The sequence below is a fragment of the Xenorhabdus bharatensis genome (assembly GCF_037996705.1).
Lineage (GTDB): Bacteria > Pseudomonadota > Gammaproteobacteria > Enterobacterales > Enterobacteriaceae > Xenorhabdus > Xenorhabdus bharatensis.
Genome location: NZ_JBBMXG010000031.1, coordinates 17,288 through 34,394 on the forward strand (window position 1 = coordinate 17,288; position 17,107 = coordinate 34,394).

Here is a 17,107-nt window from a genome sequence, read left to right on the forward strand (position 1 = left end):
GTCTATAACAACCATTATTAACGTGAGTCGGCCAGTATACCTGACTGGCTCATATCATCCTGATCCGTTCTGAAAGAGAAAACATTATGCGATCTGCTATTACTGTAATATTAATGTGCCTGATGGGAACATCGGCCTTTGCCGCATCACGGCAGGTTACGGATACCTTGGGGCGAGATGTCATTATTCCTGAGGCACCACAGCGTATTGTGGTTATGAGCGAGCCAGCCATCGGCCTGCCCTTAATGGAGCTGGGTGTTGAACCTGTAGGCAGTTACGGGCGCACGGAAGATGGTGTCTATCAGCTTGGGACAGATTTCGTCGATACTGTACTGGGTAAAGGGCGCACAAAACCAAAAGGCATTGGTGCCGGCCGAGAAATTGATCTGGAAAAACTTTACGCGCTTAAACCCGACCTCATTATCGGCACAGAATTTGATATCGACAAAGTAAAACAACTTTCAACGATCGCCCCTGTCTATCTGCAAAATTTCCTTTCTGGCAAATCCCACAATTTTCATATTGAAGAAAATCTGGCTCAACTAACCGGACATGAGCAAAGCTTTCAAAAACGACGGGATATGTATTTACAACGCGTCGCCACAACGCGCGCCCTCTTGCCGGAAAACCCGGCTAATCAGACTTATCTGCCAATCCTTGTCACAGATCAGATCAATGTCGTTGGTGAAGCAACCGGCTTCACTCAGGCATTGGAAGATCTTGGTTTCACCCGCCTGAATCTCTCAACACAAAGCGGCCTTTCAGACAATTCATCCCAACTACTTCTACAGTTGAGCGCAGATAAATTAGGCGAGCTTAATCCGGATGTTCTGGTCGTGCTCAACAGTTGGGGCAGCAAAGAGCACGATGAGAAGGCTATTCGTTCCGCCCTTGATCGGGTTGTCCCCGGATGGGCGCATTACATGAAACCCGCTCGCGAAAAACGAATTGTTTTTCTTAATGCCGGTGAAGTGTTTACCCCCACATTTGCCAGTGCAGAACATACGCTTAAAGCCGTGGGAGAATGGGCTAAGTCGAAGCAATAAAATGATCTTGCTCGCCAGAGGCTGCTCGCATTCAACCTATTTTTATATTTGTACCTATTTAACAGTATTTTCAACTACGTGAATAAACTATGAGAGAATTAACCTCAATGCAGGCAGCTTACTGGGTCGGGCGTCATGTTCAGGCCGCTCTGGGAGGCGTTGCCGCGCATCTTTATGCTGAGTTCGATGGCGATGACATTGAAGAGAGCCGATTGAAACGGGCTCTGGAACGCGTTTGTTCTCTACATCCTATGTTAAGGCTTTCAATTGATTCTGAAGGTCTTCAGTCTGTGACTTCGTCCAATAAGCCATTATCGGTGGAGATCGACGACTTTCGGGGATTAACAGCACAGGAAGTGGAAAAGTTACTGCTTGTTAAACGCACAGAGTGGACGCATCAGAAACTGGATCTTGCTTCCGGTCAGGCATCCCGCTTCTCGCTCAGTCTGCTGGATGGCGAAAAATTTCGCCTGCATGTTGATACGGATATGATCGCTATCGATCCTTCAAGTTTCCGGATATTAATGGAAGATCTGGCGATATTTTATGATAATCCAGACCAGCCAGCTCCGGTAATAGCATCCTATTTCGAATGGTGCGATCAAGTGCGCACCGATCCCCACCTGAAAGCGGCCCGTGAAAGGGATAGAATCTGGTGGCGTTCGCGTATTCCACATATTCCACCAGCCCCTACTCTACCTATTAACAAAACTCAGTCTGATCAGGTTCGCAGCCATCGTTTAGCGGCATGGCTTCAGCCAGACGAACGTCAGGCACTGAAAAGACTTGCCCGTATACACAAGATAACCCTGTCGAGCCTGATGTTGGGGCTTTTCTCCATTATTCTTGGACGGCATACCGGAGATCAGCGCTTTCGCCTCAATGTGCCGATGTTCTGGCGTTCTCCCCATGTGGATGATGTAGAGAAAATTGTCGGCGATTTCTCTAACGTGCTTATCCTCGGCGTTGATATCAATGGAGCTGAAAGCCCTGCTGATCTTAGTAAACAGCTTGGCGAGCAACTGACTGATTTACTCGCTCACTCGGCGTATCCGGGGGTGAACCTGATGCGTGATCTTTCCCGGCACCATAGTGCAACGCAATTAACTCCCGTCGTTTTCACCGCAGCTCTGGATATGCCAGGAGAAGAACTTCTCTCAGATCGCGTCAAGCAGGTATTTGGCTCTATGAACTGGGTGATTTCACAAGGCCCGCAAGTGGCACTTGATGCGCAAGTGGCTTCTGCCGATGGCGGCATTCTCATCAATTGGGACATTCGACTGGATATACTGCCAGAAGCATGGATAACCTCAATGTTCGACAATTTTGTCAATTTCGTCCGTGAAATCGCCACACATCCGCAACGATTCGATGAAGTCATGTCTTCTTCAGTCAACAGTTTCGAAGCCTTATCATCAACAACCAAGATCAACTCCGCTGATTCTACTATGCAAATTGATCTGAAAAACAATATTGGCCTGAAAAACAATATGGAAAAGTTGGATAACACGGAAAAACCATTAACCGCCCTTCAACTGGCGTATCTGCTTGGGCGACGGGCAGAATTACCGCTTGGTGGCGTCGCGATGCAAGAGTTTCGTGAATATCGCGGAAACATCGAATTGGCACGTTTGCAAAATAACCTAGAGGATATGGTTCTGCGTCATGACAGTTTGCGCACCCGAATCGATGCCAAGCGGCTTGTCCAATATGTTAGTGCAGAAGCCGATATCAATTTACACCAAGTCGATCTGAACGCTATGTCACGGGAAGAGGCTCTCCTTCATGTAGAAAATCACCGTGAAGAATATGCACATGCGCTTTGCGATTTGGATCGTTCTCCGTGGGACATCACTCTATTCCATTTACCAGAATGCCGTTTACCAAAGAATCCATCAGAAAAGGATGATCTGATCGCGTTTATTCGTTTCGACGCGCTGATCCTTGACGGCCGCTCGATAGCGGCTCTGATGGTAGAACTTTTCGAGGGCAAAGTATCACTGGTAGCGGGTGCCGATGCCTCCTTGAATGAGAACGATATCTCTGAAAAACGCAAAATAGATGAAGCCTATTGGAAAACAAAGCTTGAAGCTGTCAGCGGTGCCCCACGACTTCCGTGGATAAAGCCATTGGTGCAAATAGGCACATCCTGCTACGCACGACAAAGTTTGATTGTAACCCGGGAAGATTATGCCGCAGTATCAAAAGCAGGGACTAAGCAAACGCTTTTTAAAAACTCCACTATTATGGCGTTGGTGCTTGAGGTTCTGTCCCATTGGAGCGAAGAGAAGAATCTGTCTATCGGTATTCCCGTGGCACCGCAGATCTCTGGTGTTTTGTGTAATCGCTCAAGTTTTATTGTGGTCAACTGGAATACTGAGCAGGGAAACCTTTCGGAACGAGCCGGTACCCTACAGAACGATGTGATGGAAGGAATTGAACACCTTGCATTTTCAGGTATCGACATTACCCGAATGCTGGTTGAAAAAAATGGGGCAGGCCCTGTTTTACCTATCGTCATTACCAACGGGCTTTCATGGCCGGTATCAGGTCAGGATAGTGGTATGCAGTTGCATGGCGGGCTGACTCAAACACCACAAGTCGCAATGGATATCCGTTTTTCAACCAATGCGGATAAAGAGCTTGTTTTTGACATCGATTATGCGACTGCGGCAATTGGTCCCGCTTTCGTCCAAGACATTTTACGGTCTCTCAGCAAGGCGATACAAACTATCGCAACGTCAGGCGTATTCACCCTTTCAGCCCAGAATATTATCGATACAGACCACTATCGATTGAATGGTATCGAAGCTGATTTTCACTGCGGAAAATTTCTCAGCCAAATAGCCGCCAATATTTTCGACAGCAAAAACACTAAAACGGCACTCATCTGTGGCGACAGACATATCAGTTACGCTGATCTGGGCCATGATGTACGTCGAATAATGGGCGCTTTCAGGGAAAAAGGGCTTTCTGGGGGTAGCGTTGTCGCCCTTTGCCTGCATCGCGGGCCTGAACACACAGCCGTCACTCTAGCCTGCGCATTAACAGGAGTGATCTGGGTTCCGATAGACGCAGATTCCCCATCAGAGCGGCTGCATTATCTCCTTGAAAATTGCCATCCGGATCTTGTCGTAACGACAAAAAGAGAAAGTATTGAACATCCGACCGAAACGCCTGAAATACTCTTATCAGCCGAACCTTTGGCAGAATGCCCACTCCCGCTTGACGCTCTCTCATCAAGTGAAGCTCCAGCTTATTATCTCTACACATCAGGGACAACCGGAAGGCCAAAGTGCGTTGTTTTATCCAATAAATCAACCTCGAATGTCATTACCAGTACCCTTAAAGAGTGGTTTGTCACACCTCAGGATGTCTTCATTTCTGTAACACCTTTGCATCATGATATGTCAGTCTTCGATGTTTTTGGCTGCCTGACCGCCGGTGCAACACTGGTTCTTCCCGCTGTCGGTGAAGAAAAGGATGCCCTGTGCTGGAATCAGTTAGTTGCCAGACACAAAGTCACACTATGGTGCTCTGTGCCTGCTATTTTAGAAATGCTCCTCGCTTGCCGTCAGGGTGATGAATTGAAAAGCCTGCGGCTGATTGCGCAAGGTGGTGATTATATCAAACCGGCTGTGATTGGTAGCTTGCGCGCACTTCTACCGTCAGTGCGGTTGATTTCGTTAGGGGGGCCAACTGAGACGACGATATGGAGTATATGGCACGAAATTGGGGTAGATGATGTCAGCCAGATCCCTTATGGGAAACCCTTGCCTGCTAACAGCTACTTTCTGTTGAACGAGTGTGGTAATCACTGTCCGGTGGGTGTGACTGGTCTTATTCATACGGCAGGCGTCAATGTCGCGTTAGGTTATCTGGAAAACGGGACGCTCACCCAGACCAATTTTATCACCATCAAGGATACGAACGGAGAAGACATCCGGGCGTTCAGAACCGGTGATCACGGGCACTACCGTCACGATGGCATTATTGTTTTTGATAGCCGCGTCAACGGTTACGTCAAGGTGCGCGGAGTACGTATTTCGTTGCCGGACATCGAGAATGAACTGGTTCGTCACCCATCGGTTAAGCATATTCTTGTGGTGGATTATGGCGATGAAATGCATGGTGAAACCTCCATCGGCGTACTTTATGTACCGCTGAAAGAAGAAGCCTTGTCAGGTACAGAATTGCGCAAATATGCCAGCCAATGCCTGCCTCCATCACATGTTCCCACACGGATCTTACAGGTCACCGAATTACCGCTCTCGCCAAATGGCAAACCTGACCGCCCTAAAGCACGCAGCCTATTGATGGAATCTGTGCCTGAAGCATCGCCTATTCGACAAGATCCTTCCTCTGAGCAACAAACAGAGATAGAAGAGACGGGAATGAAAAAGAAAGTGCTGGAAATCTATCTGGACGTGCTCGGCAAATCACAAAATAGCCATTTTGATGCTTCCAGCGACTTCATCAGCATGGGATTACGCCCCCAGCATCTGAAAACAATTTCGGCACGAATCTCCGAGGAATTTGCTATCGGGGTTTCGTTACCACAATTGCTGCGTTGCCGTAATGCCGCAGAGGTTGAACAGCAACTGAACGCATCTCTGCGCTTTTGAAAATAGTTCGGATTATTAACATGAATAATATTGACCTTATTGGTATTGGTATCGGCCCTTTCAATCTGGGATTAGCGGCCCTGCTTTCGTCACACTCTAATCTGACCAGCCTTTTCCTCGACCGTAAGCCCGAGTTTCGCTGGCATGAAGGTCTTCTGTTACCGGGTACAACATTACAGGTTCCATTTCTGGCCGATCTGGTCACGATGGCCGACCCGACACATCCTCTGAGCTTCCTGAATTATCTTCATAAGCATGACCGTATTTATAAATTCTATTACTATGAAAAATTTCAGATCCCACGTCAGGAATATGACCATTATTGCCGTTGGGTGACACAACAGCTTCCCTCCTGCCAGTTTGGAGAAAATGTCATTGATGTGGATTATGATCCAACATCTGAGCGTTTCATTATTGAAAGTAAGACACACACACGTTCGACACATCAGTACTACAGTCGTAACCTTGCCATTGGTATAGGAACAGCCCCGTTTCTGCCTGAATGGGCTAAAATCCGAACCAAAGCACCTATCTTTCATTCGGCAGACTTCATCAACAAACGAGCACAACTCTCAACATGCCGACGTGTCACAGTGATTGGTTCAGGCCAAAGTGCTGCCGAATGCGTGCTGGCACTTTATAGTGCGTTAACTCCTGAAATGATAGAGAACGGTGCTTCAATTCAGTGGATCACCCGCTCTGCCGGTTTTCACCCGATGGAATCCTCGAAACTCGGTCAGGAATGTTTTACACCTGCTTACATGAACCATTTCCACAGCATAAGCAGAGAAAAACGCCGCACGATCGCATCGGGTCAAGGGGGGCTTTATAAAGGTATCAGCGTCTCAACTATCGCAGATATCTTCGATATTCTGTATGAACGTTCCATCGGCGGTCGTGATCCGGGTCTTTCGCTTGTTTCAAACTGCGAGGTGGAGCAAGTGGAAAATAGCGAAGACTCAGGGACATTGCGGATCGTTTTCCGTCATCAGCAGCTCGATGAAGTCAGTTCCATTGAAACTGACGCCATTGTTGCTGCTACAGGTTATCAGCATACCAGCCCCAAATGGCTAGAAGGACTCAAACAAACGATACTTGCCACCGATGACTATGGTGATTTGATTGTGAAAGAAGACTTTAGCGCTCAACGACTTGACAAAGGAAAAGGCCTTATATTCGTGCAGAATGCTGAGATCTTCCAACATGGAATTGGTTCTCCTGATCTGGGGCTTGGCGCATATCGTAATAGTATCATTGCCAACCAGCTTCTTGGCCGGGCGCATTATCGTCTACCTCAGAATTCGTCATTCCAAAACTTTGGTCTGCCAGAACATCACAATATCGGAGATAAAGATGACGTTATCCCTTGCCGATAAGGACAGGCTAGATGCATTTTGGTATGACTGTGTTAAAAACCAGCATTTCAATATCGGTTATCCTGAGTCCTCAGACTTTGATTACTCTTACTTACAGAGATTCATGCAGTTCTCTATCAACAATTGCGGGGACTGGGGAGCGGAGTGCAACTATCTTTTAAATTCCTTTGAATTCGAAAAAGAAGTCATGAAATACTTTGCTGAACTGTTCAAAATTCCTTTTGAAGACAGTTGGGGCTATGTGACCAACGGAGGAACGGAAGGTAATATGTTCGGCTGCTATCTGGGGCGAGAATTATTCCCGGATGGAACGCTCTATTATTCAAAAGATACTCATTATTCGGTGGCAAAAATCGTCAAATTATTGCGTATCAAATCTTGTTTAGTGGAATCCTTACCCACCGGTGAGATAGATGATCATGACTTGCTACAGAAAATCATCGCTCATAAAGAGCCAAATCCCATCATCTTTGCGAATATTGGCACAACATTGCGCGGTGCAGTGGATAACATAAAAATCATTCAACAGCGTATGCAGCAAGCAGGTATCGCCCGCGAGAATTACTATCTGCATGCTGATGCCGCCTTAAGTGGGATGATCCTGCCATTTGTAGATGATCCGCAACCCTTTACCTTTGCCGATGGTATCGACTCAATCTGTGTCTCCGGGCACAAAATGATAGGCTCTCCCATTCCTTGCGGAATTGTTGTTGCGAAACGGAAAAACGTTGAACGCATTTCCGTTGATATCGATTACATTTCGGCTCAGGACAAGACTATCTCAGGTTCACGTAATGGTCAGACGCCACTGATGATGTGGGCGGCGATTCGCAGCCACTCGTTTGCCGATTGGCGTCACCGCGTCAAACGCTGTCTGGGAATGGCACAATATGCCGTTAAACGTTTCCGGTCTGCGGGGATAGATGCCTGGTGTCATGACAACTCCATTACGGTGGTATTTCCATGCCCGTCACCCGCTGTCTGGAAAAAGCATTGTCTGGCAACATCGGGAAATACGGCACACTTAATAACCACGGCGCATCATCACGACAGTCGTAAAATTGATATATTGATCAATGACGTTATTGCTGAATCGCGCCAGATAGTTAACGTGCGTGATGTTGTATGTGAGCAGTAAAAACAATAAATAACAGTAAAGCTGACTATGTTCAGGCTATGTGGCATTAAGGAAGCAGCGAACCGTAACCTGACCACTCGCCGGATATACGATTACAGCCACCCTTTTTCTGTTGTGTTATGGGTAGGGTGATTTTGGTCTTCTGCCTAAACCCTAACCATGTCACTGCAATTTATTTTATATAAGATAACTGAAGGAGCTTTTGGTGCTTACAGCAAGAAATATCACCGCAACTTACGGCAAAAAAACCGTATTGCATGATTTGTCAGTAGACTTTGCTCAAGGGCGTATCACCGCACTCGTCGGGTCTAATGGCTGCGGTAAGTCAACACTTCTGAAGTCCATCATGGGCTTCATTCCACTGAAAAGTGGAGAAATTCTACTGGAAGGTAAGCCGATTGCAGGGATAGGTCGCAAAGCGCTGGCCCGAAAGATCGCTTATCTGCCACAGGAGTGCCACTGCCCGGACTACATGACACTGGGAGAGTTGATCGAACTGGCGGCTTGTGGGCGCCATTCTCTTTTCGGCGGGGCATCTGCGCGGGATCACAAACTGTTTCATGATGTATTAGACATCGTCGGCCTGGCTGATCAGGCCAATTCTCAGGTCAGTGCCCTGTCAGGAGGCCAACGCCAACGGGCTTGGGTAGCGATGGTGCTTGCACAGGACACAGACATCATTCTTATGGACGAGCCGGTCAACCACTTAGATATCAAATATCAGTACACCGTGCTAAAACTGATCCGTGATCTCTCCCTCCAGCACGGAAAAACCATCGTTGTGGTGTTACATGATTTAAATCTGACAACCACTTTTGCCGATGATGTTGTGATGCTTAATACTGGCAACGTCGTTGCCGCTGGTGCTGTCAATAAAACGATAACAGTAGATAATATCCAGCGTGTATTCGATATTCCGGCTGATATTTTCAGTTACAACGGCAGCCTTATCTGCCAGCCTTATCCGGGCATCAACCACCCTGAAAACCGGTCGGGAGTATCACGATGAAACCCCGTTTTTTCTTTATATGTGCACCTTTTGTATTACTGCTAATCTTTTTTTTTAGTCTTTCTTTCGGTATGAATATTGCGTCATTTTCGCAAATTTATGCCGCTTTAACACAATCTGAACCGCAAAACTATGAGCAAGCCGTTATTTTATACCAACGACTGCCACGGGCGCTGATCTCTGTTTATGTCGGTGCGGTGATGGCATGCAGCGGTCTTGTTTTCCAAGGGTTGATCCGCAACCCGCTGGCTTCTTCATCGACATTAGGCATCAATGCTGGGGCAACCCTGTTTGTCGTAACTGGTGCAATTGTTTTTTCGCTCGACTTGACATTACAAGGCATCGCAGCCCTTTTTGGGGGGCTATTTGGCTTTTTATCATCACTTTTAATATCTCGTCTGTCGGGTGTTAACGCTGTTTCTCGCGACTTGTTGCTGATACTGGCAGGCACATTAATCGCGATGCTCTATCTTGGGGTAAGTAATGCTGTTCTTCTCGCTTACCCTGAAACGCGAACCGAGTATTTGAGCTGGCTAGCAGGGGCTATCAATCATGTTTATATCACAAGACTGCACCATTTCTGGTGGTTCGGTCTGCTGGCCTTCATCGTGCTTTTATTACTGGCACGTCCGCTGACGCTCATTCTGCTCGGTTACGAAAAGGCGCATTCGATTGGCGTGAATGCAACGCTTGTTTCGCGCATTGCCTTAATTGCCGCCATAGTTGCATCCAGTTCTGCTGTTGCCATATGCGGGCCGATTGGTTTCGTCGGGTTGGTTGTCCCTCATATTGTCAAGCCTTTGGTGGGACAGAACTTTATGCTATCGCTGCCCGCCTGTGCTCTGACAGGGGCAAGTGTCTGCCTGATCGCCAATCTTTGTGCACAGACACTCTTCCAGCCTTATATCATACATACCGGCATTCTGATGGATTTTTTGGGTGGGCTGTTTTTCATCTGGATCATCAGAAAGCGCTACCTTTCAACAAAATCAGCGAGATTGTTATGAAGTTCGGTCAGGCAATAGACGGAAAAAGAGTATTACGCTTTGCGAATGGATTACAGATGCGTACCCTCGATATAAAAGTCGGGTTATGTCTATTTACCATTACGATCATACTCGTCGTGATTTCTTTAAGCGTTGGCGTTACAGACGTCGGTGTATATGAATTCTTGCATATGCTTTTCGGTAATTCTCTGGAACACCACCAGTTTTATGCACTCTGGGTTGTACGAATCCCGCATATTTTATTAGGGCTGATGGTTGGTTGGTGCGCAGCCCTTGCCGGCGCTATTCTGCAACCCATTGCTCGCAACCCCTTGGCCGATCCCAGTCTTTTTGGCATAAGTCAGGGTTCTATGACCATGATCATCATCTTGCTGGCGTTCGTTCCCACCGCACCTAACATACTGATCGTCCTTGCTGCATTAGCTGGTGGACTGGCTGTTGCATTATTTCTGACTTTACTCGTCGGCAATAATCGCGCAAGTGGCTTGGCAATTTTACTCATGGGGATTGCCGTCTCGTCCGTTCTCAATTCAGTCAGCTCTTTTCTTATTCTCTATCTACCGACAGAGTTATCCCTGCATCTTGCTGGATGGATGGAAGGATCACTGTTTCAGGCCAGCTGGTCAGTTATTGCATCATTCATGCCATTATTCTTATTGAGTATTATTGGTATTCTGCTCATCGGCCCCGCGTTAAACCGCTATGAGCTTGGAAACGAACTTGCTTTGTCCCTTGGAGAACCTATCAAATATTCCCGTCCGATGCTGATGGGATTCTCTGTCTTATTAAGTGCCGCATCTGTCACCGCAGTAGGGCCATTGAGTTTTTTAGGAATACTGGCACCGCATCTGGCCAGCTTTATTTCATCGGCTACAGGTCGCGCCCGTTTGTTTCTTTCCGCTCTGGTGGGCGGCAATCTAGTCATTGCGGCAGATATCATGACGAAAGCAGCACCAGCAGGCGTCTTCATCCCTATCGGATTGAGCTTCACACTTATTGGTGTACCCCTGTTCATCCTGACAATACGGCTTAACGCATTGCGTAAACGCTAAACATTTGTCGTATCTGTTGTGGAGTGGTGCCCGTTATTCGGTCATACGCCATTTAAACCATCACTGAAACGTCTTCTTCTGAATAGAAAACTGTCAGTGATGGTTTTTTCCATTCTTCCCCCTATCCGTGTTGAAGTTTATTTGCTCATGCAGGTCTTTTATTCCGAGGCAGAGCAGATCAGAAAATTTATGGCGGGCGATCATTTATCAATCAGGTCAAAATCACCCTGATTGTATCGTAATCCATGGATGTTTTTGGGAGTGAAAATAGCATTAATAATTTTAATATCATCTTCAGAAATGAACAGTTCGACAGCACCAACATTATCACTCAGATGCTCAATTTTTCTTGCCCCTGGGATGGGAACAATATCATCCCTCTGGCTCATTACCCAGGCTAAAGCAAGCTGTGCTAAAGTGCATTTATATTTCTCGGTTATGTCTTGCAGTCTGCTGAGGAGTTGTCGGTTTTGCTGCATGACCTCCTGTTGAAAACGCGGGAGATGACGGCGGAAATCATCATCAGCGAAACCGGACTGGTCAGCAATTTTTCCGGTTAGAAACCCCCTTCCCAAAGGACTATAAGGAACAAAGCCCACCCCCAGCTCACGACAGGTCGGAAGAATGCTTTCTTCAGGTTCACGCGACCAGAGAGAATATTCATTCTGTACTGCTGTAATGTGATGTACTTTACTGGCTCTGCGCAGAGTGTCTGCTGAAACTTCTGATAAGCCAAGATGGCGGATTTTCCCTTCTCTGACCAAATCAGACATTGTGCCTACAACATCTTCGACAGGTACAAAAGGATCGACTCTGTGCTGATAAAGCAGATCAATGGTATCAATACGGAGACGTTTCAAAGAACCTTCAACCGCTTCCCTGATATGTTCTGGACGGCTATCAACACCAGCCATACGTTCAATTCCATTCCCCGTGGGCAGAATATGGAAGCCAAATTTTGTCGCAATCTGGATTTTATCACGGATGCCTCTGATAGCCCTCCCAACCAGTATTTCATTTTCAAAAGGACCATACACTTCAGCAGTATCAAGGAAGGTTATTCCCATATCTACTGCTGCGTGAATAGTATTAACTGACTGTGTTTCTTCAGCTCCGCCATAGGCAAAACTCATTCCCATACAACCCAGCCCTAAAGCCGATACGGAAAATTTATCCTTTCCCAGATAACGCCTTTTCATCTTCTTTTCCTCATTTATTAAGCTATGCTAAATTTATATTCCTTCTTTAGGTTCATAACAATTCATATGTAAAAAATGCAATATTAAAGAGAAGTTAATAATGAAATATCTCCCTGAGTTGCAACAAATAAAAATATTAATTCTCATTGTAAAACTGGGGAGTTTCCGAAAAGCAGCAAAAGAACTGAACCTTTCTCCCCCATCTTTGACTTTCGCCATAAATAATCTCGAAGAAAAGCTGGGCGTAAGGCTTCTGAATCGCTCAACTCGAAGTCTTTCTTTAACTGAGGTAGGAGAGGAGTTTTTGCGCAATATCATTCCGGTATTCGATGACTTCAAACGTGTTATCGATAGCCTTAATTATTATAAGGAGAAGCCAGAAGGTATTGTGAGAATAAACCTGCCGCGAATAGTACTTGAACTCTTCTTTCAACAGTATTTTTTAGCCTTCAAAAAAGAATATCCAAATATTACGTTGGAGATCTTCACTACTGACAAGAAAATCAACCTTATTGAATCAGGGTTTAATGCCGGTATACGTTATGCTCAGGATATACCTAAAGATATGATTGCAATCCCTTTTGGCCCGAAACTGAATCTTATACCAGTTGCCAGCCCAGAGTTTGTATAGATAAATCAGAATAACTAGACACATTTCACATGCTCCATAAACAGCGCGTCAATTGAACACCTCTCTCGCCGTCTTATCGCTTTGACTTCAGCCCATTTCGGTTCGATAGGATTCAAATCCGGGCTGTAAGGGGGTAACCATTCCAACAGGCAGCCGTGGTCTGCTACCGCTTTTATCGTGTCATGCCGTTTATGGAATGAGGCATTATCCATGACAATCACGGCGCCGCTGGGGAGCTTGGGCAGCAAATCTTGTGTCATCCAGGCGTGAAAGACATCCGCATTAATGCTTCCCGAAAATAAGCTTAAGGTCACGAAGGTCTTTTTGAGGATCGCACCAATGACATTGATGCGGCCTTTGGCCTGCCAATCGTGTGTCCCGAAGCAGCGCCGCCCTTTCGCCGAATAGCCGTGTGTACGGGGCATCGACTGGGCAAAACCGCTTTCATCCAGATAAACAATCGGTTTCCCCGCTTGCTCATAGTGGCCGATGCGTTTGATAAAAGCCTGACGCGCCTGAGCGTCAGCGTTGGGATGCCTTAGCGTTTTTTTTGACCGTTATTTTCAGCCGTTTCAAGGCGTAGTGGATAGCAGACTGCGCAACACCCAGACGTTTTGCTCTTTCCCATTGATAATCATCGGGATAATTTTGGACATCGGTGAGAAGCGCTTCATCACTGATTTTTGTGGGCGGCTTATTCCGTGTCACACAGGGTTCTATTTTGTGATGCCACCGAAATAAGGTCCGCATAGAAATATCAAAATGCTGACTCGTTTGTTCGAATGTCAACGAATACTTTTCTTTGTATGCCAATACTCGCTTTCGAAAATCCAGACTGTAGCCCATTGCACTTTATCCTTTTGTTATGTGAATCCAGCTATTATGTCATATTAATATGATTCTGCTATATACAGCCTGATGTTCCAGATCGAGACAGGTAAAAGGATTGATATAGGTTTTGTGTTTGATTAAGGAAAAAGATCTTAAAATTGTTGGCAGCTAAGGCGGGAGAAGTTATGAACGATAACCCTAGCAGGATAAGACTCAATAATATTTTCATATCGCCTCCTTTTGCGGAAACAATAAAAAATCATGATACAGTATTATTAATTAATGGTCGGATAAATCATCACAGCCCTATTAAGGCTGTCTTCCTCTATCCGGTGTTATTTTAATGCCAATCTCCCTGTTAATGATTACTCAAAAAATCTCCTCCTCTTGTTGTGATTTAATAGGCGTCATACCCGAGCTGGTGGAGGAACGAGAGAATAAACAATGAAATACATTGTCTTGTCGGTGACGTAGTCACTCCTCCTGTGGAGAGGTGACTTTTATGTTGGGATAGGGTGAAATGGTAGACACGTACTCCCGAATAATCTCCCCCTTTTTGAACCAAACTTCATGAATGGAAGTTCTCCTAAGAATCTGAGTATTCCTATCCGTGAAATTGAGTTTAGTCAGCGGTTCTACGCGATCGATGTCGTTCCCAATACTTTTATTCATCGTGTTAAAGCGTTGTTTCTGAAATTGAATTGTTGCCTCATCGTTTGTTACGGAATTGTTGATATAATTTTCGTTTCGATGAAACAGCGCGTGTATTCCTTTCAGACTAGGTAGGTTGATTAATTGTCTTTTTTCTCTGTCCACCTTTATGTCGTAATTTCCTTCTCTTTGATTAAACTTCATTAAAGGATAATGCAGCCTATCATGATAAGCCTGAGTAATGAGATCAGGATTACTTTGCTTGAAATAGTTAGAACAAAATCGGCCAACAGATTCGAGTTCGCGTCTATTTTCTGATAGCCCCTTGTCTGCGGAGTAACAGCTTAATAAGCGCAGGAAACCAAAATATTTTTTCGCAAATTTTTTTTTATAACGAGCCTCTATTTTCATAAAAAAGTTATGGAGTGCATCCGAATCTGAATTCAGGAAGACATCATCCCAGTCATCATCTGAACGAAGCCGCAGATTACCGGGTTGACCATGCGCACACAGATTAAGGCGCGGTTTATTGTCAAATTTATCTTCAAAAGTGAAGTACTTATTCATTTGATTTATTTTAAAGAAGTCACTCATTAGCTTACTCCTGTTAACTCAGATAATAAGTAAAACTGGCATGGCTGATTGATTGTGAGTCTAGTTTACTGTCAACGGCTTCTTCTAGGGATGCTTTCAATTCGTCAAAAAAAAGCCATATCACACACTCCTTTTTAGAGTACAAGGTATACTCCTTCATGATGAAATTACCAGCATGATTGATAATTTTTTCCATCACAATGGTGTTGTGTGATGCTCCTCATTTCTCATAGAACTAGAAGCATCAAGAGTTAGAGTTAAGGAACTCATTGAAATGGCTAGATATAGGCGACCCCATATAGGGCGTTACATCTCTGAGGAGATGGCACATTTAAATATGAGTCTAAGAGAACTTGCGCAGGCACTGGATGCCCCTCCCTCAACGATTGAGCGTATAGTGGAAGGTCGCGCAGCGGTCACGCCAGAAATGGCGAAACGTTTAGCCAGCGTGCTGGGTAGTACGCCGGAAATGTGGCTGAGACTTCAGGAAGCGCACAGTTTAGCGCTCAATAAATAGGGGATTTTATCCCTTCCACCAGCCTGAGTAACCATCAACAGATGGTACTGCTCCAAGCCGCGTATAAAAAATGGACCATGTCTATCCAAGATTGGCGTCTTGCGATGAGTCGTTTTATGATTGAATTTAATGACCGTCTAGACGGTCACGTTTAAACGAAAATGGCGATTACACAAAATACTAAACAAGGTCGGATTTTCCTGTATCACGACTAACACTTTTGCGGCCAGCCCGGTAGGGTTTCGGCGCTTTTGCTCCCAACTTTTGATAGTAGCATTTGGTGTGCCTCCTAACGTGCCCTTGACAGGGTATAAAAAAGGGGCAATTAAGCCCCTGTGAAGTGAAGTTTCAGCCCTAGTGCTTTTGTTATTTTCATCATAGCGCTGAATGTTGGATTGCCTTTTCCTGATAGCGCATGATACAGCCCTTCTCTGGACATACCCACTTCCCTAGAAAGCTGGCTCATGTTTCTGGCTCTGGCAATATCACCTAACGCAGACAGTACCAATACTGGGTCTCCATCTTCCATAATTTCATTAAGATACATTTGCATTTCTTCTTCACTGTTCAAATGTTCCGAAATATCGTATTCTTTCAGTTTCATAGTTCCCCCTCAATCTCTTTGTAAATGGCTTTTGCTCTGACTATATCTTTTTGCTGTGTACTTTTATCTCCACCACACAACAAAATAACGATTACTTTTCCGTGTTTTCTCAGATAAACCCTGTAGCCTTTACCTTCATGAATCCGCATTTCTGAAAATCCTTCGCCTACTGGCTCAATATCGCCAGAATTTCCATTTTTCAGTCTGCGAATTCGTGCCTGAATCGTCTTTTAGGGCATCAATCCAGTTATCAAATATTTCTGTACTTAATACAGTTATCATTCCCTTGCCCCTAATGTTTCGATAATTAAAGAATATAACCATAATGGCTGACTGTCAAATATATCTGACACATTGAAGGGGCATTTTCAGCCCTTACTTTTAAAGTAGAACATTGCGTAACCTTACAGATAATTCATGATTTTATTCCTCGCCGTTCAAGGCCGGAGACGGTGCTGGGCTATAGATGAATCAAAATAATTGGGCATATCCTCACATACGTCATAAACAGTTCATAAATTGAATACCTTTCTCGCCTTCTTATCGCTTTGACTTCAGCCCATTTCGGTTCGATGGGATTCAAATCCGGGCTGTAAGGGGGTAACCATTCCAACAGGCAACTGTGGTCTGCGACCGCTTTTATCGTGTCATGCCGTTTATGGAATGAGGCATTATCCATGACAATCACGGCACCGCTTGGGAGCTTGGGCAGCAAGTCTTGTGTCATCCAGGCGTGAAAGACATCCGCATTAATACTTCCCGAAAATAAGCTTAAGGTCACGAAGGTCTTTTTGAGGATCGCACCAATGACATTGATGCGGCCTTTG

General features: G+C 45.4%; 14 protein-coding genes and 2 pseudogenes. 9 read left to right on the forward strand and 7 right to left on the reverse strand.

Features of this window, described 5'->3' with window-relative positions:
* The first annotated feature begins 86 nt into the window (after positions 1-86).
* The 7 genes from AAC855_RS19795 to AAC855_RS19825 all read left to right on the forward strand — a co-directional run bounded on the left by AAC855_RS19795 (position 87) and on the right by AAC855_RS19825 (position 11,253).
* Positions 87-1,046: an ABC transporter substrate-binding protein gene (locus AAC855_RS19795; protein WP_340611851.1), complete on the forward strand. Its 960-nt coding sequence runs from the start codon at positions 87-89 to the stop codon at positions 1,044-1,046.
* An 89-nt stretch (positions 1,047-1,135) separates the two neighbouring features.
* Positions 1,136-5,671, forward strand: a complete 4,536-nt coding sequence (locus AAC855_RS19800) for an amino acid adenylation domain-containing protein (RefSeq protein ID WP_340611852.1) — start codon at positions 1,136-1,138, stop codon at positions 5,669-5,671.
* A gap of 20 nt (positions 5,672-5,691) precedes the next feature.
* Complete coding sequence (gene basC / locus AAC855_RS19805) at positions 5,692-7,047, forward strand: putative histamine N-monooxygenase (protein WP_340611853.1); 1,356 nt, start codon at positions 5,692-5,694, stop codon at positions 7,045-7,047.
* Positions 7,025-8,185, forward strand: a complete 1,161-nt coding sequence (locus AAC855_RS19810) for a histidine decarboxylase (RefSeq protein WP_340611854.1) — start codon at positions 7,025-7,027, stop codon at positions 8,183-8,185. The genes basC and AAC855_RS19810 overlap by 23 nt, the downstream gene beginning before the upstream one ends.
* 205 nt (positions 8,186-8,390) lie before the next feature.
* A complete protein-coding gene (locus AAC855_RS19815; protein ID WP_340611856.1) occupies positions 8,391-9,194 on the forward strand; it encodes an ABC transporter ATP-binding protein in 804 nt (267 codons plus the stop codon).
* Positions 9,191-10,201: a FecCD family ABC transporter permease gene (locus AAC855_RS19820; RefSeq protein ID WP_340611857.1), complete on the forward strand. Its 1,011-nt coding sequence runs from the start codon at positions 9,191-9,193 to the stop codon at positions 10,199-10,201. The genes AAC855_RS19815 and AAC855_RS19820 overlap by 4 nt, the downstream gene beginning before the upstream one ends.
* Positions 10,198-11,253: a FecCD family ABC transporter permease gene (locus AAC855_RS19825; protein WP_340611858.1), complete on the forward strand. Its 1,056-nt coding sequence runs from the start codon at positions 10,198-10,200 to the stop codon at positions 11,251-11,253. The genes AAC855_RS19820 and AAC855_RS19825 overlap by 4 nt, the downstream gene beginning before the upstream one ends.
* A gap of 200 nt (positions 11,254-11,453) precedes the next feature.
* On the opposite strand, the gene AAC855_RS19830 is transcribed toward AAC855_RS19825, so the two are convergent.
* A complete protein-coding gene (locus AAC855_RS19830; protein ID WP_340611860.1) occupies positions 11,454-12,452 on the reverse strand; it encodes an aldo/keto reductase in 999 nt (332 codons plus the stop codon).
* 100 nt (positions 12,453-12,552) lie between these two features.
* Between AAC855_RS19830 and AAC855_RS19835 the strand changes: the two are divergent.
* Positions 12,553-13,080 (forward strand): annotated as a pseudogene (locus AAC855_RS19835) (LysR family transcriptional regulator); the annotation flags it as partial.
* 17 nt (positions 13,081-13,097) lie between these two features.
* Here AAC855_RS19835 and AAC855_RS19840 read toward each other — a convergent pair.
* The 3 genes from AAC855_RS19840 to AAC855_RS19850 form a co-directional block, all read right to left on the reverse strand.
* Positions 13,098-13,583 carry an IS630 family transposase gene (locus AAC855_RS19840; protein ID WP_340611869.1) on the reverse strand — a complete coding sequence of 162 codons (486 nt, stop codon included), beginning with the start codon at positions 13,581-13,583 and terminating at the stop codon, positions 13,098-13,100.
* Positions 13,584-13,605: 22 nt separating this feature from the next.
* Entirely contained in the window at positions 13,606-13,929 is a 324-nt protein-coding gene (locus AAC855_RS19845; RefSeq protein WP_340611861.1) for an IS630 transposase-related protein, read from the reverse strand.
* A gap of 459 nt (positions 13,930-14,388) precedes the next feature.
* A complete protein-coding gene (locus AAC855_RS19850; protein WP_340611862.1) occupies positions 14,389-15,159 on the reverse strand; it encodes a hypothetical protein in 771 nt (256 codons plus the stop codon).
* 274 nt (positions 15,160-15,433) lie between these two features.
* On the opposite strand from AAC855_RS19850, the gene AAC855_RS19855 reads away from it, so the two are divergent.
* The gene (locus tag AAC855_RS19855) at positions 15,434-15,676 is read left to right on the forward strand and encodes a HigA family addiction module antitoxin (RefSeq protein WP_340611864.1); all 243 of its coding nucleotides are present in this window, start codon (positions 15,434-15,436) and stop codon (positions 15,674-15,676) included.
* A gap of 325 nt (positions 15,677-16,001) precedes the next feature.
* Here AAC855_RS19855 and AAC855_RS19860 read toward each other — a convergent pair whose 3' ends face one another.
* The 3 genes and pseudogenes from AAC855_RS19860 to AAC855_RS19870 form a co-directional block, all read right to left on the reverse strand.
* Complete coding sequence (locus AAC855_RS19860) at positions 16,002-16,280, reverse strand: addiction module antidote protein (RefSeq protein WP_340611865.1); 279 nt, start codon at positions 16,278-16,280, stop codon at positions 16,002-16,004.
* A pseudogene (locus tag AAC855_RS19865) lies at positions 16,277-16,562 on the reverse strand (type II toxin-antitoxin system RelE/ParE family toxin). Before AAC855_RS19865 ends, AAC855_RS19860 begins: the two are co-directional and overlap by 4 nt.
* Positions 16,563-16,740: 178 nt before the next feature.
* Positions 16,741-17,107, reverse strand: a 367-nt coding sequence (locus AAC855_RS19870; RefSeq protein WP_340611866.1) for a transposase, incomplete at its 5' end; no start/stop codon positions are given.

Bases quoted from the DNA above. Each gene is read 5' to 3' on its own strand.
- AAC855_RS19795 (WP_340611851.1), top strand. From the start codon at position 87: ATGCGATCTGCTATTACTGTAATATTAATGTGCCTGATGGGAACATCG.
- AAC855_RS19800 (WP_340611852.1), top strand. From the start codon at position 1,136: ATGAGAGAATTAACCTCAATGCAGGCAGCTTACTGGGTCGGGCGTCAT.
- basC (WP_340611853.1), top strand. From the start codon at position 5,692: ATGAATAATATTGACCTTATTGGTATTGGTATCGGCCCTTTCAATCTG.
- AAC855_RS19810 (WP_340611854.1), top strand. From the start codon at position 7,025: ATGACGTTATCCCTTGCCGATAAGGACAGGCTAGATGCATTTTGGTAT.
- AAC855_RS19820 (WP_340611857.1), top strand. From the start codon at position 9,191: ATGAAACCCCGTTTTTTCTTTATATGTGCACCTTTTGTATTACTGCTA.
- AAC855_RS19825 (WP_340611858.1), top strand. From the start codon at position 10,198: ATGAAGTTCGGTCAGGCAATAGACGGAAAAAGAGTATTACGCTTTGCG.
- AAC855_RS19830 (WP_340611860.1), bottom strand. From the start codon at position 12,452: ATGAAAAGGCGTTATCTGGGAAAGGATAAATTTTCCGTATCGGCTTTA.
- AAC855_RS19845 (WP_340611861.1), bottom strand. From the start codon at position 13,929: ATGGGCTACAGTCTGGATTTTCGAAAGCGAGTATTGGCATACAAAGAA.
- AAC855_RS19850 (WP_340611862.1), bottom strand. From the start codon at position 15,159: ATGAGTGACTTCTTTAAAATAAATCAAATGAATAAGTACTTCACTTTT.
- AAC855_RS19855 (WP_340611864.1), top strand. From the start codon at position 15,434: ATGGCTAGATATAGGCGACCCCATATAGGGCGTTACATCTCTGAGGAG.
- AAC855_RS19860 (WP_340611865.1), bottom strand. From the start codon at position 16,280: ATGAAACTGAAAGAATACGATATTTCGGAACATTTGAACAGTGAAGAA.